Origin of the sequence: Sulfurovum sp. (assembly GCF_049668085.1) — a bacterium.
Lineage (GTDB): Bacteria > Campylobacterota > Campylobacteria > Campylobacterales > Sulfurovaceae > Sulfurovum.
The window spans coordinates 21,056-36,933 of the sequence record NZ_JBATIY010000065.1; the positions used below are offsets into that span (position 1 = coordinate 21,056).

Sequence of the window (15,878 nt, forward strand, 5' to 3'; positions counted from 1 at the left end):
TTTTTAGGAGATTACAATTTTGGATTAAAATTTGTAAGTTGCGATAAGCTCCATAACTTGCTCATCACCATCACCTGAACCATAATCAGTCATAGTATAGACAGCATCTAGAGAGATACAGTCAGTAACTCCGTATCCTAAGATAAGGTCAAACTCAGATCCCTCTTCAGTCTCATTCTCATATTCATAGTATGCATAAGCAGCTGATACTGAAAGTCCACTGAATTCAGTTCCTGCAGAAACCATCCAAGAATCACCAACAGAGATAGAAGCAGGAGTCATCCACATACTTGTGTAAAGACCATCCCAATCAACAAATCCTACTACTTCATCTTCAACACCTACATATGCTGCTGCTAGGTTAAATCCAGCTAATGTTGTTTCTGCTTTAACACCATATGCTGTAGAACTATCCATCATATCCCAGTCTGTATCTACATATTGTGCAGCAAGACTTACAGGACCGAATTTATAACCTGCATCACCATAGAATTGAGTATAACCATAGTTATCATTGTTGTAGTACCAAACACTTGCATCAAATGCATTACTGTATGAAGCACCTACTGTCCATGTGTCACCATCAAGATCAGCAAAGTCTGTACCTGAACCGTTCTGTCTATATGCTTCAATGTATGAACCAACTAAAGTAAGGTTAGAGATAGAGTTATTTACTACTGTATACGCTTCAAATGCACCTGGAGCTAATAACCAATCAAAACTTTTAACCATTGGCGTGTCAAGAAGCTGACGACCAAGAATAAAATTTGTATCAAAATATGTTGCAGTGATGTTAGCAACGTTTAGGAAAGCAGCTGTCTCTTCACCTTCGAACATGTTCCAAACATCTGGATTGCTATAGGAATTTGTAAGGTTAGTGAAACCAACAGCTGTAACATTAGCAGTTACGTTATCTGTAATTTTGTGTGATACATCTAAAGTAACAGCTGCACCTAATGCACTGCTATCTCCATTATACCAATCTAAATCACCATAACCATCTGTTGTAAAAGAGTAAAGTACCGCTTTACCATTGATCGTTGTGTTACTGTTACACGCTGCTGCTTCAACAACTGGTGCTTCAACAACTGGTTCTACTGGAGCAATATCTCCACCTGCGAATGCCGAATTAATAGCTAAAGTTGCTATTAAACTTAATTTTGTAAACTTCATTTGTTTTCCTTATGTTTTAATTACGATTGTATTATAACATATAAATTAATGAATAGTAAACGAATGGTTGCTTAATTTTTAATCAATTGATTGTTTTAGGTATTTTTAAAGAAGTCTCTAACGTATTCATAGCCAGAGTAGAGTGTAAGTGCAACGGCTATCCATAGGAGTAATGTCCCACCAGGCCATTCCATGAGTAGGAAACCTATAGCTATCATTTGTGCGACAGTTTTCACTTTACCCATCCATGAAGCTGCAATGTCAAGGCCTTGACTTACTGCTGAAACCCTTAACCCTGTGATAAAGAGTTCTCTAGTAAGTATAAGAAAGATAGCCCATGGTGAAGCGGTACCAAGCATCATTAGTCCTAGGAAACCTGCGAGTGTAAGCATTTTATCTGCTAAAGGGTCAAGAATTTTCCCCAATGTAGTGATCTGGTTAAAGGTACGTGCTATATAGCCATCAAAGAAATCTGTAGCTGAAGCTACTACAAAGATAAAGGCTGCGAAGTAGTTGAGCCATGATTTGTGTATACCTTCAAAAATGGATGCATCCTGATTGACTAGGAAGAGGAACATTACTGGAGCTAGGAGAAGACGGATGAATGCTAAGATATTTGGGATGTTAAATATTTGTGCTTTATTCATTGCTTTTCCTGGTTTTATTAAGAAGTTAAATTTCTTTGTCACTTTTTTCTTTATTGTACAGCGACAAAAGAGAAAAAAGTAACCAAAAAAGAAAAAAACGCAAGCGACATAAACTTTTTATAGTGATTAACTGCTTACTATATTGATTACAGTTAAGTTACAGATAAAACATTGAATATGCTATCTTAACGGAATGTAGTACCACCATCAACAACTAAAGTTTGTCCTGTGATCCATGATGCTTCATCTGTACATAGGAAATATACAGAGCCAGCAAGGTCATCTGGGCTTCCCATTCTGTTTACAGCTGAACGTTTGATCGTTTCAGCCTTGACCTCTTCATAGTTTGTAAATGCTTTTAATGCATCTGTGTCGATAGGTCCACCAGATACAGCATTTACTCTAATACCCATCTCTCCAAGTTCAACAGCAGCATAACGGCTCATAGCTTCAACTGCTGCTTTGTTCGTACCATGACCTGCATAGTTTTCAATGTAGATCAGGTTACCTGTTGAAGAGAGTGTTACGATCGCGCCACCACCAACTTTTTCCATACGTACAGCTGCTTCTTGTGAACCACGTACAAAAGCACCTACTGTTGCAGTATAGATATTTGTTAGCCCTTTTGCAGGTCTGAGTTTCATAAATTTACCATATCCGCCTACTACAGGACGACCGTAGATCATAGCGTTAGAGACAAAGAAGTCTACTCTGTCAAAGTCCTGGTCGATCGCTTCAAATAAAGGCTTGAACTCATCAAGTTCTAATATGTTCAGCGGGTAGGCTCTTGCTTTTACACCATACTTACTTTCCAGGTCTGCTGCAATTAGATCTGAAGACTCTTTGTTGGAGTTGTAAGTAAATGCGATATTCACGCCATTCTGTGCGAATTTCTCTGCTACAGCTTTACCGATACCTTTAGTTGCACCTGTGATCACAAGTGTCTTACCTTTCATATCTGACATATTACGCTCCTACTATTTTATATTTTTTCATTACTTCTTCGATCTTTTTCATATTTTCTGCACTTGGGGGTACAAGTGGTAATCTATATTCCAGTGTATCGATAAGACCGGCGATGTACATCGCCGCTTTGATAGGAATAGGATTGCTTTCACAGAAAAGCGCTTTATTGATCTCAAAAAGGTCATCATTAATCGCTTTACCGATGAAAAAGTCACCTTTAAGTGCTGCATGAGTGAGCTCTGCTTTCATATCTGGTAAAAGATTGGCAGTGACTGAAGTAATCCCTTTTCCTCCACTGGCTAAAATGGGAAAGTCGATCGCATCATCACCAGAGAATACATAGAGCTCAGGTACTTTGGCTAAGAGTTCAACGGTTCTTTCTATAGATCCTGTTGCTTCTTTGATACCCATAATATTCTCTACGTCATCATAGAGTCTTTTTACTGTATCAGGTAAGATATCTACACCTGTACGTCCTGGTACGTTGTAAAGCATAAAAGGCACTTTGACTGCAGAAGCGATAGCTTTGTAGTGTTGGTAAAGTCCTTCCTGACTTGGTTTGTTGTAGTAAGGACTGACAGAGAATATGGCATCAACACCACACTCTTCTGCATGTTTTGCGATGTCAATAGCTTCATGCGTAGCATTGCTTCCTGCACCCGCAAGGACTTTAGTCTCCGTACCTTTACATACTTCAACAGCTATCTCAATACATCTTTTATGCTCATCATGACTCAGTGTAGCACTTTCACCTGTAGTACCTACAGGGCATACAGCATCGATACCATGTGCAATTTGTCTTTTGATAAGATTCGCATAGGTTGCCTCATCCAATGTACCATTTTTAAATGGCGTGATCAATGCAGTGGTCGCGCCAGTAATATAGTTACTCATGTTTATTATCCTAGTTTTTTTTCAAGATTACAGTTGTTGAAAAATTGTGATCAAAATATTTTTTAGCAGTATCGCTAATATCTTTGAGTGTAATTTTATCTAATTTCTCTTCATATTCAAGTAAAGGCTGTATATTTCCTTTGACAATATAATCACCATAGAGTCCTGCAACTGAACTTGAACTCTCTAAAGAGTAGATAAATTCGGCTTTAGTGTTGATCTTGACTTTATCCAGTTCCGCTTGTGTGACATCACCATGTTTGATTTTTTCAAGTTCAGAAAGTATCTCTTTTTCTAAGGTATCTAAAGATGCTTGAGGTGAGCACATAGCCATAATGAGGAAAACACCAGGGTCTGCAAGCTCCATATTGTACCCATAGACCTGATTTGCCAATTGTTTTTCATTGACAATTTTTTTCTCAAAACGTGAACTTTTTCCAGAACTGAGTATATGGCTGATAGCAGAAAGTACTACCTGATCATCATGCTCATAGTTAGGAATGGCATAGGTGATAGCTAGTGTGTCTACTTGATTGCTCTCTTTATAAAGCACAGCTCTTTTAGCACCATCTACTTTAGGTTCAACAGCAGTAACCTTTGGAATTTCACGTTTATTTTTAATATGTCCAAAATATTTTTCTGATTCTGCAAAAACCTCTTTAGGTGTGATGTCCCCCGCAACCACTAAAATCGCATTGCTTGGTTGATAATAACGTTGATAAAAGTCTCTGATATCTTCTATTTTCCATGAAAGAATATCTTCCATGAAACCTATAGGAAGCCAGTGGTAAGGATGGTAGGTAAAGTGTGTATTGAAAACCCTGAAGTAGAGGTAGCCCATTGGGTTGTTATCTGTTCTCAGGCGTCTCTCTTCTGCAACAACATCACGCTCTTTTTGAAACTCCTCATCTGTCAATTTCAGGTTGTGCATAAGTTCAGAAAAGAGATCAAGACTAAGTCCCAAGTTCTTGCTAGCTGTTTTTATGTAGTAGTGTGTTTTGTCAAAGCCCGTAGCAGCATTGTTCACACCACCACGGCTTTTTACTATAGTGTCGAATTCACCCTCTTTGAGTTTATCCGTTGACTTAAAGGCAAGATGCTCAAGCATGTGTGCCATACCACTCTTACCTAGTACTTCGTTTCTGCTTCCTACTTTGTAGTAGATATCTGTAGTGATGACACCTGAATCGTTATCCATGGGGATGACAACGACCTGCATGCCGTTGTCTAATGTTTTTGTAAAATGTTGTGGCAATGAATTGGCCATTGATACTCCTGTTGTGATCATAAGTCCGATAAATAGTGATATAAGTAATGTGAGGCGTTTTAGTCTCATTTGTAATCTGCTCCAATAGCTTCGCTAATATGTTTATATCCATCTTTTTGTAAGAGTTTAATTAAACCTTCATTGATCTCTTTGATCAGAGCAGGACCTCTGTAGACAAGCATACTGTAAACCTGTACCAAAGATGCACCAGCTTTGATACGTCGATAGGCTTCTTCTGGAGAGTCAATACCCCCAACGGAGATGAGCAAGGTTTTACCATAGAGTTCTTTACCTATGGCTTTAAAGAGTTGGTACGATTTCTCTGTAAGTAATGCCCCTGATATGCCACCGAAGTCTTTTGCATGGTCTGTCAAAGAGTAGTCTATAGTGGTATTAGTGGCAATAATCCCTGCAGCACCGGCTTCTACAGCTGTCTTACAAAGTACAATAGCATCTTTAGGTTCCATATCCGGAGCGATCTTAAGCAATACAGGCTGAGAGGTGATCTCTTTAGCCATTTTAAAGATGGCATTAATGAATGCTTCATTTTGTAGATCTCTCAGTCCTGGTGTGTTAGGCGAAGAGATGTTAATGACTATATAATCACCATAATCCTTAAATGCTTTAAAAAGTGTTTCATAGTCACCCAGTGCATCATCTTCAGATGTAAGTTTGTTTTTACCAATATTGATCCCCATAGGGTAGTCAAAAAAGTAGAGTTTTTTAAGGCGTTGCAGCATGTAGTGGCTGCCCTTATTGTTAAATCCCATCGCATTTTGTATGGAGTTGTCCTCTATGAGTCTAAAAAGTCTTGGTTTAGCATTTCCATCTTGTGGTTTTGGTGTCACAGTACCTATCTCTGTAAATCCAAAACCCATGGTTGGCATCGCTGTAATGTACTGACCATTTTTGTCAAAACCTGCACCTAAGCCTACTGGATTTTGAAACGCACGTCCGAAAATCTTCTGTTGAAGCATAGGATGAGTCACAAAGTTCTGGTTTTTAACGAAACGCAAAAGCGTAGGACAGTGAGCAATGGTTCTTAGTCCAAGGCCGGCAACACTGTGTGCCGTTTCAGGATCAAGTTTAAAAAGTATTTTTTTGAGATTTTGGTAAGAAAAAAGTGACAAAAGAGACTCCATATTTATAGTGAGCTTATTATATCAAAATAATCAATAAAAATAGTGTATAGAGAGGTTTGCGCCTTGTATGGTATCCATTGGTTCAAGTTTATCTACTTTATAGTAGTGGTACGCAAGGTCTACATCTATCGTATCTGTTGCATAGAGTAGGAATCCGAAATTTCCTCCATAGTAATACCCATCATCCTCTTCATAATGAAGATATCCAACCGAAGCACCCAGATAAGGTCTGATCTCCGGCATGCCAAATAACGCATCAACCAGTATTTTATCCACTTCCAAAGCAAACGTCTGAAGATCGCCATTGCCTGAGAGTGTAAAGACGGTACGCCAGTCAAGGGTTTGTCTACCATAGCGTATACCAAAAGCAGTTTCATCCTGACTTGATGGGTTTGATATAGATTCAAAATCCATGGAATCAGTAGAGACGGTTAATCCAACAAAATGAAACTGTTCAGCATCCTGTTGTGCAAAGAGTGTTGTAAAAAGCAAAGAAAGTAGAACAATGAATTTTCGCATGCTATAAATTTCTCGATAACTTTTGATAGGTTGGACACTCTTGAAGAAGGTTTTCATGTGTACCTCTACAAATGATCTCTCCATCTTGAAATACCAAGATGGTATCAGCATCTTCTATGGTACTTAATCTGTGGGCTACAGTAAAGGTGATCATTTCTGACTTGAGCTCTTGTAATGCTTTTTGTATGAGAGCTTCACTTTTATTGTCCAGAGCAGAAGTAGCTTCATCAAGGATGAGAATATCAGGATTTTTATAGAGAGCACGTGCTAAAGCAATACGTTGTCTTTGCCCTCCGGAGAGGTTGTCTCCACTCTCAGATAAAAGTGTATGGATACCATCATCTAGTTTACTGATAAACTCCATAGCATAGGATTTTTCCAGAGCCTCGACAACACGTTCTTCATCTATCTCTTCTCCATAGGCAACATTACTTGCAATAGTGTCGTTGAAGATGTAGATACGTTGTGTAACATAAGATATTTTTTTATGTAAAGAGGTAAGGGTAAAATCTTTGTTGTCACTGTTATTAATAAGGATCTTCCCTGAAGAAGGGTCATAAAAACGTACCAGTAGATTGACCAATGAACTTTTCCCCGCACCACTGTCACCTACCAGTGCAATAGAGTCCCCCTTTTTTGCTTCTAGGCGGATGTTCCTTAATGCAGGTGTATCATTGTAAGTAAGAGAAACATTTTCTAAAGAGATCGTTTCGATACTATCTGTGAGTTCTTTGTTCCCTGAGGTAATGTCAGGTTCAGTGTCAAGTAGTTCATACATCCGTGTATTGGCAGTGATGGCATCTTGTGCTTGATTGTAGAGGGCTGAGATCTTTTTGATAGGGTTGTAGAGCATAAAAAGTGCAGTAGCGAAGGCAAAGAATGCACCCACTGTCATATGTCCGTCAATGACCTCTTTCCCTCCAATATAAATAACCATACCTATGGCAACAGAACCTAGAATTTCCATAACAGGTGAGGTGAGAGCATTGGTTCTTATCTGTTTCATAATAAATCTAAACACATTTTGGTTCTCAGCAGAAAAACGCTTTTGTTCATAAGGTTGGGATGAGTGAGATTTAATGACCTCAATGTTAGATAATATCTCTCCAAGACGAGAGGTCATATCTGCGGTACTCTCTTGAGAAAGTTTGGAGTATTTACGCATTTTTTTAGCAAGTTTGGAGAGAGGAAAGAGAGCTATAGGCATGATGATAAGAAAATAGAAAGCAAGTTTCGGACTTTGATAAATAACATATCCGGTAAGTGCAAAAATGATTAAACCTTCTCTTATGAGATCAGGAATGATTTGAGCAACCACCATTTGTATACGGGCTATATCGTTCGTCACACGTGAGAGTATTTCTCCTGTATGCATATTTTTAAAGAAGGCCATATCCAAGTAGGTGATATGAGATACCAGTTTGTCACGTAGCTTTCTGACAACATCTTGACCAATATAAGAGGTGTAGTAGACTTGTACATATTTTCCTATACCCTGAAGCATAAACACCGCAACCAATAGAAAAGGCATGAGGGTGAGCATTTCTACATCTTTATTGATGAAGACATCATCAAGTACAGGTTTTATAAGATGTGCCGTACCTGCGGTACCTACAGCAACTGCGATCATTCCAAGTACGGCAAAGAAAAACTGTTTTTTATAGCCTACAAGATAGGGGAGGTATTGTTTTAGAAGATCTTTCATTACGCTTTTTCCCAAAGTGTACCATCAGCAGTATCCATGATAGATATGCCCAAGGCTATCAGTTCATTACGGATGGCATCTGAACGTTCAAAGTTTTTTTCTTTTTTTGCTTCAGTACGTTCAAAGATAAGATTTTCTATTTGTGTTTTAAGTGTTTCATTCACACCAATTTGGAAATAAGAAAAGGGTTCTTTACCACCAAATCCAAGCAGTGTATCGATAAACTCTAAGTTTGCCAAAGTCTCTTTTTTGAGGGCTTTGTCTTTTGGGTTTGTATCAAGAGTATCATTGGTGGTGGCTACCATTTCATCTATGACAGCAAGTGCTATGGAGATATTAAGATCATCACTCATCGCATCAAGCAGTCCTTTTTTGAATGTCTTGTTGACTGCAGAAGCTTTACCCGGACTGACACGTTTTTTAAGTCTGTATATCTTGTCGAGTCTTTTTTTGGATATGAGCAGATCTTCTTCATTGAAATTAAAATCATTTCTGTAATGTACAGAGTTGAGGTAGTAGCGCAATACTTCTCCGTCATAGACTTTGAGTGCATCTTTAAGAAAAAAGCTGTTGCCTAAGGATTTACTCATCTTTTCACCGTTTATTTGTACAAAACCGTTATGCATCCAGTATTTAGACAGTTCATGTCCTGTAGCACAGCGACTTTGCGCTGCTTCATTTTCATGGTGAGGGAAAAGCAGGTCGGCACCACCACCATGAATGTCTATACTGTACTCATCGGTACCATGTGTATGGGCAAAATGTTTTTCTATCATTGCAGAGCACTCTATGTGCCAGCCTGGACGACCAGAAGAGAAGGGTGCATCAAAACAGATATCTTCATTGCCTTTACACGCTTTCCAAAGTGCAAAATCTTTAGGATTTCTTTTTTCTGAAGTGTGTGCTACACGACTTTGGTTGTCATCATCTTCACCCACTTGATGTGATATTTCACCATAGTGTGTATCTTTACTGGTATCAAAGTAGACATCGCCTGAGGAGATAACATATGCCATGTCTTTGTCAATGAGTGTTTGTATCATGTTTTCTATTGCTTCTAGGGACTCTGTGGCTTTTGGCTCTATATCCGCACGTTGTATGCCAAGGTCTGACATCTCTTCAAGGTAACGGTCGATGTAAAAAGAGGTGATCTCTTCCATACTTTTGCCTGTCTCTTCGACTTTTTTGATGATCTTGTCATCGATATCAGTAAAGTTTTTTCCCATCGTCACTTTATAGTTCAGAGCTTTGAGTGTACGGGAAAGTAAATCAAAAGAGAGGCTGCTTCGAGCATGACCTAAATGTGCATCATCATAAACAGTAGGCCCGCAAACATAGATGCTTGCCTCTCCCTTACGGATAGGTTCAAAAAGTAGTTTTGTTTTTTGTACGCTGTCATAAATGTGCATAATAATCGATGGACCTTTAATATATGTAGTGTTGTGATTATAGCTAAAAGTTAATTAGAAGAGTTTACGCATGGCTTTTTGTGTGAAACCTAATGAAACATTTGGACGAAGAAAACAATGAATTTTTACAATATTCTAATTTGAATCAAAAGGTTAACACAAAATTAACACAACTTGGACAGAATCTTCTAAATTAAAAAATAGGAAGAGTTACAATGAGACAAATGAAACAGATAAAACACTCGATAATAGCAGTTCTTGCAATTGCTTCAACTATGCATGCAGCGGAAGATCTAGGAACAATTACCGTTGAATCATCAACTATTGATGACAAATTCGATGCGAAGAAACTCGAAGTATCAAATACTGTAACACTTACAGGTGAAGAGGTAGATGTATTTAGGGCAGAAAACATTGTGGATGTATTAAATACAGTTCCTGGTGTGACAGCAACAGAAAATGAGGGAGATTCAAATAAGATCCATATCAGAGGTGTTGGAAATGAAATGTATATGGGTGAAAAACCTGGTGTTGCAATCGTAATCGATGGTGTTCCTGTACAAGAAAGAGCAGGATCTGTGAACATTGATATGGATAATATCGAATCTCTTAAAATTATCAAAGGTGGTGCTTCTTATTTATATGGAAATGATGCATTATCAGGTGCGATAGTCATTACAACCAAAAGACCAAAAGCGACAAATGAAGGATCGGTAAGTGCAGAATTTGGTAGTTACGGATTTGAGAAATATATAGCAAACTATACGGGTAGTACAGAAAATTTTGCGTATCAAGTTCAGGCAAGCTATAAAGCAAGTGACGGATATTGGGAAGATTCAGACTATTGGGCAAAATCATTTAATGGTAAATTTCAATACTATATAGATGATACGAGCGATATTACATTTGGTGCAGATATTTCTTCGAGATATGAAAATGATACAGGGTCAATCACGCATACTGTGGGTGGTGTGAATCAAGTCGAAACCAATCCAAAAAGTTATGGAGAAGTAGGGTATTCAACGGATTACAATATTGATCTTGATAAATATTTTTTAACCTACTCAAAAGATTTTGCAAATGATTCAAACTTAATGGCTCAAATCTATAGATATGAAGATACAACAACCAATAAAAATGGTGCATATGACGGAATACCTAATAATGGTCTTTTAAGAGATGATCACCTGTTTAATGCATATGCAAATACACTCCAGCAAGGGTTTAAGTCTGAATATAGACAAGATGGAGAGAGACTAGCGTATATGGTCGGACTTGATATTGCAAGAAATGAAGAAGATAAAAATAGTGTTTATAGAGTAGACTATACAGATAGAAGAGGTAATCAATTTGCTATTGGAGATGTCAACAGTGACACAAACTTCAATGAAGATATAAACGCTTTTTATGGGGAACTTAAATATCAGATCAATGATAAATTGATCACGACTTTCAATGCAAGATATGATCATATGGAGTATGACTATACAAATTATTTAGCAAGAGGCGGAGCTGCTTCCTGGGATAAAGATTTTGATGAAATGTCATATAGAGCAGGTGCGACTTATAAACTTCAAGAAGATTCTATTTTCTTTGCGAGTTTCTCAACTGGGTTTAGAGTACCAACAATTGATCAACTGTATGCTGGCGATATTTTATCAGGAAGATATGACTATGCAAATAATCCAGATATAGATACAGAAACAACATATAACTATGAAGTAGGGTATAGAGGTAAACAGGACATGTTTACGTATGACATAGCGATCTTTCAGCTGGATAGAGATGATATGATCACAAGAAATGGGGGTAATTATGTTGGTGACATCGCAAGTCCAATTATGTATGGAAACTTTGCAGATGCTCGTAATAGAGGAGTTGAGTTTAGTTTAAACAGTGACAAGTCGAAAGAATTTTATTTTGCCTTTAACTATACGTATTTAGATGCAGAGTATACAAGATATGATGAATATAACTTAGTTCTTACTAATCCTGCTACAGGAAGAGATTATGTCGAAGGTACTTATGATCTGTCTGGAAACACAGTACCTAGAACATCCAAACATACAATTTACCTTGAGGGTAACTATAACCTTTTGGCTAACTGGCTGCTTACAGCAGGGATGAACTATCGATCAAGTCAATATGCAGATGAAATGAATCAAGTAAAATTAGGTGGATATTCACTGTTTGACTTGAGAACTACTTATAATGCAAAAGTAGCAGGTCTTGATGTAGAAGTATACGGGAAAGTAGAAAATCTATTTGACAAACAATACTTTATGATGCCACGTGTAACAGGTGATAGAAATGAAGATGGCGTTTATAATATAGGAGATATGGGTCTGACTGTAAATCCAGGACGTATGTATTATATGGGTCTTAGTGTTAAATTTTAAAGGATAGTTAATGGTAGAGTTCAAGGAAAATAGAGCTAGAAATGATATATATGGCATGCCCGTATTAGGATTTTTATTTAAAAATCAAACATTTATGATGGTATTGAAGATAGTTGTTCTTGCTCTATTCATCTATGGTGTATATATGGGTTTTGCTGATCCGGGTAGTGAAAATATCTTTACCCAACACCTCTTCTGGGGACTGTTTTGGTCACTTTTTATCGTAGTAACTTTAACCACCTTTGGTAGAATTTTCTGTGGTATATGTCCTCATGGATTTTTAGGAAAATATATCACAAAGTTCGGTCTTAAAAAAGAGATGCCTAACTTCTTGAAAAATAGATTCATCGGTATATTCATCCTCTTTTTTGGATGGTGGGCTATCTACTATACCGTACCTGGTTTCTGGAAAGTTCCACTTGCCACTGCTTGGCTTTTTACTGGAATTACATTGGTTGCTTTTGTGATGTATTACCTCTATAAAGATATGAGTTATTGTAAATATATCTGTCCTATCGGAACTTTGACAAAAGCATATGGTAAAGTATCATTTGCCACATTGGGAACCTATAAAGAGGATTGCGCCAGTTGTGAAACATTGGATTGTGCAGTAGCCTGTCCCTATAATCTAAAGCCATATGCTTTTGATAATAAAAACTCGATGGATGACTGTACACTGTGTATGGATTGTAGTGATGCCTGTGACTCGGTAGCATTTAGAATTACCAAACCTTCAGCACCATTGTTTGAAAAGTTCAAATACAATAAAGCTGAAGTCTGGGCATTTATACTCATAACAGCAGCTATTTCGCTTACGATGAGTTTTCACCATGGGCTAAACCGTTCTGCTATTGCAGATACATTTATCTGGTCAACAACAGCGGAATATGCAAAACAGTATATCGATTTTGGATCACTAGATGCAGTAGGTATGTTTGCTTTCATTTATGCTACATTATTTGCGATCGGTATCGTTTATATAGGTATGTTTGTCGCGTCAAAGGTATTAAAGGCACCTTTTGAAAAGACCTTTTATACGTTAGGTTATGCATTTGCACCACTATTTCTCATCGGTGGTTTGGCACACTTGATACATAGTTTCTTTACCCATAACTATGCAGATATAGCCAATGGTTTCATCTATGGATTTGGTTTGGAAGCAGGTCCGGTTGAAAACCTTGCCTCAAGAAAAGATGCATGGTTGGGTATTTTTAAAGTGATTCCTTATATTGCTGCGTTATGGGGTTATGTCATCCTGGCAAAAAAAATGAATTCTTTTAAAGCAACAAAGATGAAGAAAGTGATAGCATTTGTCTTTGCTTCTTCGCTTATTACGCTTTATCTTTCAACGAACGTATATAGAGCTTATGTATTTAACACCTACGGTATGGCTAAGAGAAGTCATCATGGCAGTCATGGAAATCATAGTACTGCGAAACCTGCAAAATCAGAAACACCTGTAATGAAATGTGAGGCTGGTAAATGTGGCGCATCTATGAATAAACAGTAGAAATATGATACTCCATCCTATCCTATGGGAGGGAGTATCAAAAAACAAACGTTAAAATCTCTTTATCGTATATACCCCAATAGCACATCATTGATCTGATAAAATAAAATAGAAAGCAATAGCAATCCTATGATCCAATAAAGGGATCTGCTTGATCTAATGATCTCCATAAACTTATCTGTTCCTACTTCTTTTACTGTGAGTATAAAAAGTACCCATCCTCCTATACTTCCTGCCAGAGCAAGTCCTGAAGCACCAAGAGGATGCATGAGTATCAGTGATGCTGAGACAGAAGTGATGAGGGAGTAAACAGCGATTTTGGCTGCTTTGCGATGTCTATGCGATGCATAGAGGAAAAGAGAAAAGAGTTTTGCCAATCCAAAAGGAAGTAAACCCACCATATACATTTGAAGTACATTGACCGTTTCAAGTGTTTGAAGTGCGGTGAATTTCCCCCGCTCAAAGAGTAGCCAGACAATGGGTTCTGCCAGTAAGATACCACCAACCATAGCTCCACCTAACAAAAATGCAAGTAACCAAAAGGCTTGATTTAGATTCTTGTATGCTTCTGTTTCATTTTTGTTCTTAAGTGCTTTTGAAACCGCAGGGAAAAGCACGGTTGCAGTAGCAATCGCGATGATGGCAAGCGGAAGCTGGAAGATACGATTGGCGTAAAAGAGATAAGAAACAGACCCTGTCATGAGGAAAGTTGCTAAGAGCGTATCTATAAAGGCAGAGATCTGAGGTGTGGAATTTCCTAGTATTCCCGGTAAAAAGAGAGATTGGAAATGTTTTTTCTCTTCATCAACATTTTTGATTTTTCTGTACTTCCATCCACCTAAAAGAATTTTGTGTAGATTAAACTTATTTAGTGCGATAAGATGTGTAAGCACCTGTAATGCACCACCTATGAGTACAGCAAAACTTAGTGCATAGGCTACTGTTTTGGGATCTTCTTTCATGTAGATATACAGTGCTGCGATCATAGAGATATTGAGCAGGGCTGTTGACATGGCTGTAGTGGCAAAATGGTTTTTATATTGGAGCAGTGTGGCTAAAAAGGTTACGATAAAGATGAGATCCAAATACCAAAAGTTTATGGCAGTCATCGGTGATGTTTTTTCTATCAGATCACTGTCCCATCCCCAAGCTAGAAGTTTTGTGATAGGTTCAGGGAAAAAAGTGATAAGCAGTGAGAATGCCATAAGAAAAAGTAAAAACCGTAAAAATATAGCTGTAGCAAAGACACCTTTATGTTTTGAAGCTACAAAAGAAGGCATAAATGCCTGCGTAAATGCTCCCTCGGCAAATATACGTCTAAAAAGATTAGGCAGTTTGAAGGCGATAAAGAACATATCACTCCACATGGATGCACCTAATGCAGAAGCCATAAGGACATCACGTCCCAGACCGGTAACACGTGAAAATAAAATACCGAAGCTGTTAGTGAAAATCGATTTTAATCGCATAGTATTCTTTATTGTTAAGTTAGCTGTATTTTAGCATAGATAAACCAAACTTCTCTGCCTGTTCAGGATTGGTTCGATCCCAGCTTTTAAACTCTCTTTTAAGAACATTTGTATAAAAATTGTCCAGAAGTTTTCTATCTTTTTCACTTAACTGTTCAATGGTCATTCTGCCACCAAAATGTTTTTTTAGTGTAGGTTTAACGTTTAGCGGTTTGTGGAAGCGTTCAAAATAACCTTCTATCCTCGCTTTACCGGCTACATCTTCACCCGTTGTTCCACAAACGATAAATGAAGCGATGATCTTGGATTCTATCTGAACTGTATAGGTAGAGAGCAGTTCCATCAGACGCTTATGTGCGCCATCGATCCAAATACCTGAACCGATAATGAACTTGTCATACTTTTTTAGCGTTTCAGCAAAGTCTATGGTCTCGATGTTCAATATATCTACGTCACTTCCGATTCCTTTAGCAACCCATTTTGCATTATCTTCTGTAGCACCATATCTGCTTCCATAGATCAATGCAATTTTTTCCGAACGGCTTTCTATTAACGGTTTGATACTATTCCCAAAACTGTATGCAGATGCTGAAGCAAAAGCCACCCCTATATTCAGTAAAAAACTTCTTCGATTCATTTTTATTCCTATGCTCTTTATCTATCTTTATTTTATCACATTTGGTTGATAAGATACTATACCCTTATAAAAAAAGAGATAAAACATGTCAATTTGACATGTTTTTGAATCTACTCTAAAACTCTTGATATACTTTGAGAA

General features: G+C 37.7%; 13 protein-coding genes. 2 read left to right on the plus strand and 11 right to left on the minus strand.

The annotated features are described in order from the left end of the window. Positions 1–24: 24 nt before the first annotated feature. The 9 genes from WBM70_RS04010 to cysS all read right to left on the minus strand — a co-directional run bounded on the left by WBM70_RS04010 (position 25) and on the right by cysS (position 9,722). A complete protein-coding gene (locus WBM70_RS04010; RefSeq protein WP_424557218.1) occupies positions 25–1,173 on the minus strand; it encodes a hypothetical protein in 1,149 nt (382 codons plus the stop codon). 95 nt (positions 1,174–1,268) lie between these two features. Further along, positions 1,269–1,820 (minus strand): CDP-diacylglycerol--glycerol-3-phosphate 3-phosphatidyltransferase, encoded by a 552-nt coding sequence (pgsA, locus tag WBM70_RS04015; protein WP_424557219.1) that lies wholly within the window; start codon positions 1,818–1,820, stop codon positions 1,269–1,271. A gap of 185 nt (positions 1,821–2,005) precedes the next feature. After that, positions 2,006–2,785 (minus strand): enoyl-ACP reductase, encoded by a 780-nt coding sequence (locus WBM70_RS04020; RefSeq protein WP_424557220.1) that lies wholly within the window; start codon positions 2,783–2,785, stop codon positions 2,006–2,008. 1 nt (position 2,786) lies between these two features. Then, positions 2,787–3,680: a 4-hydroxy-tetrahydrodipicolinate synthase gene (dapA, locus tag WBM70_RS04025; protein WP_424557221.1), complete on the minus strand. Its 894-nt coding sequence runs from the start codon at positions 3,678–3,680 to the stop codon at positions 2,787–2,789. Positions 3,681–3,690: 10 nt separating this feature from the next. Next, positions 3,691–5,016, minus strand: a complete 1,326-nt coding sequence (locus tag WBM70_RS04030) for a M16 family metallopeptidase (RefSeq protein WP_424557222.1) — start codon at positions 5,014–5,016, stop codon at positions 3,691–3,693. Further along, complete coding sequence (locus tag WBM70_RS04035) at positions 5,013–6,077, minus strand: quinone-dependent dihydroorotate dehydrogenase (RefSeq protein ID WP_424557223.1); 1,065 nt, start codon at positions 6,075–6,077, stop codon at positions 5,013–5,015. The genes WBM70_RS04030 and WBM70_RS04035 overlap by 4 nt, the downstream gene beginning before the upstream one ends. A 42-nt stretch (positions 6,078–6,119) precedes the next feature. Further along, a complete protein-coding gene (locus WBM70_RS04040; protein ID WP_424557224.1) occupies positions 6,120–6,608 on the minus strand; it encodes a hypothetical protein in 489 nt (162 codons plus the stop codon). 1 nt (position 6,609) lies between these two features. Beyond that, positions 6,610–8,313 carry an ABC transporter ATP-binding protein gene (locus WBM70_RS04045; protein WP_424557225.1) on the minus strand — a complete coding sequence of 568 codons (1,704 nt, stop codon included), beginning with the start codon at positions 8,311–8,313 and terminating at the stop codon, positions 6,610–6,612. Next, complete coding sequence (cysS, locus tag WBM70_RS04050; RefSeq protein WP_424557226.1) at positions 8,313–9,722, minus strand: cysteine--tRNA ligase; 1,410 nt, start codon at positions 9,720–9,722, stop codon at positions 8,313–8,315. Before cysS ends, WBM70_RS04045 begins: the two co-directional genes overlap by 1 nt. Before the next feature lie 215 nt (positions 9,723–9,937). Between cysS and WBM70_RS04055 the strand changes: the two genes are divergently transcribed. Both WBM70_RS04055 and WBM70_RS04060 read left to right on the plus strand, forming a co-directional pair. Continuing rightward, the gene (locus WBM70_RS04055; protein WP_424557227.1) at positions 9,938–12,121 is read left to right on the plus strand and encodes a TonB-dependent receptor; all 2,184 of its coding nucleotides are present in this window, start codon (positions 9,938–9,940) and stop codon (positions 12,119–12,121) included. A 10-nt stretch (positions 12,122–12,131) separates the two neighbouring features. Further along, on the plus strand, positions 12,132–13,631 hold the full coding sequence (locus WBM70_RS04060; RefSeq protein ID WP_424557228.1) for a 4Fe-4S binding protein: 1,500 nt from the start codon (positions 12,132–12,134) through the stop codon (positions 13,629–13,631). Between the two features lie 62 nt (positions 13,632–13,693). Here the strand turns inward: WBM70_RS04060 and murJ are convergent, their stop codons facing one another. Then, positions 13,694–15,100: a murein biosynthesis integral membrane protein MurJ gene (murJ, locus tag WBM70_RS04065; protein WP_424557229.1), complete on the minus strand. Its 1,407-nt coding sequence runs from the start codon at positions 15,098–15,100 to the stop codon at positions 13,694–13,696. 19 nt (positions 15,101–15,119) lie between these two features. After that, positions 15,120–15,737 (minus strand): flavodoxin domain-containing protein, encoded by a 618-nt coding sequence (locus WBM70_RS04070; protein ID WP_424557230.1) that lies wholly within the window; start codon positions 15,735–15,737, stop codon positions 15,120–15,122. Between the last annotated feature and the right edge of the window lie 141 nt (positions 15,738–15,878).

Excerpts from the sequence above, each read along its gene's own strand:
- WBM70_RS04010 (WP_424557218.1), bottom strand. The coding sequence starts at position 1,173 with ATGAAGTTTACAAAATTAAGTTTAATAGCAACTTTAGCTATTAATTCG.
- pgsA (WP_424557219.1), bottom strand. The coding sequence starts at position 1,820 with ATGAATAAAGCACAAATATTTAACATCCCAAATATCTTAGCATTCATC.
- WBM70_RS04020 (WP_424557220.1), bottom strand. The coding sequence starts at position 2,785 with ATGTCAGATATGAAAGGTAAGACACTTGTGATCACAGGTGCAACTAAA.
- dapA (WP_424557221.1), bottom strand. The coding sequence starts at position 3,680 with ATGAGTAACTATATTACTGGCGCGACCACTGCATTGATCACGCCATTT.
- WBM70_RS04030 (WP_424557222.1), bottom strand. The coding sequence starts at position 5,016 with ATGAGACTAAAACGCCTCACATTACTTATATCACTATTTATCGGACTT.
- WBM70_RS04040 (WP_424557224.1), bottom strand. The coding sequence starts at position 6,608 with ATGCGAAAATTCATTGTTCTACTTTCTTTGCTTTTTACAACACTCTTT.
- WBM70_RS04045 (WP_424557225.1), bottom strand. The coding sequence starts at position 8,313 with ATGAAAGATCTTCTAAAACAATACCTCCCCTATCTTGTAGGCTATAAA.
- cysS (WP_424557226.1), bottom strand. The coding sequence starts at position 9,722 with ATGCACATTTATGACAGCGTACAAAAAACAAAACTACTTTTTGAACCT.
- WBM70_RS04055 (WP_424557227.1), top strand. The coding sequence starts at position 9,938 with ATGAGACAAATGAAACAGATAAAACACTCGATAATAGCAGTTCTTGCA.
- WBM70_RS04060 (WP_424557228.1), top strand. The coding sequence starts at position 12,132 with ATGGTAGAGTTCAAGGAAAATAGAGCTAGAAATGATATATATGGCATG.
- murJ (WP_424557229.1), bottom strand. The coding sequence starts at position 15,100 with ATGCGATTAAAATCGATTTTCACTAACAGCTTCGGTATTTTATTTTCA.
- WBM70_RS04070 (WP_424557230.1), bottom strand. The coding sequence starts at position 15,737 with ATGAATCGAAGAAGTTTTTTACTGAATATAGGGGTGGCTTTTGCTTCA.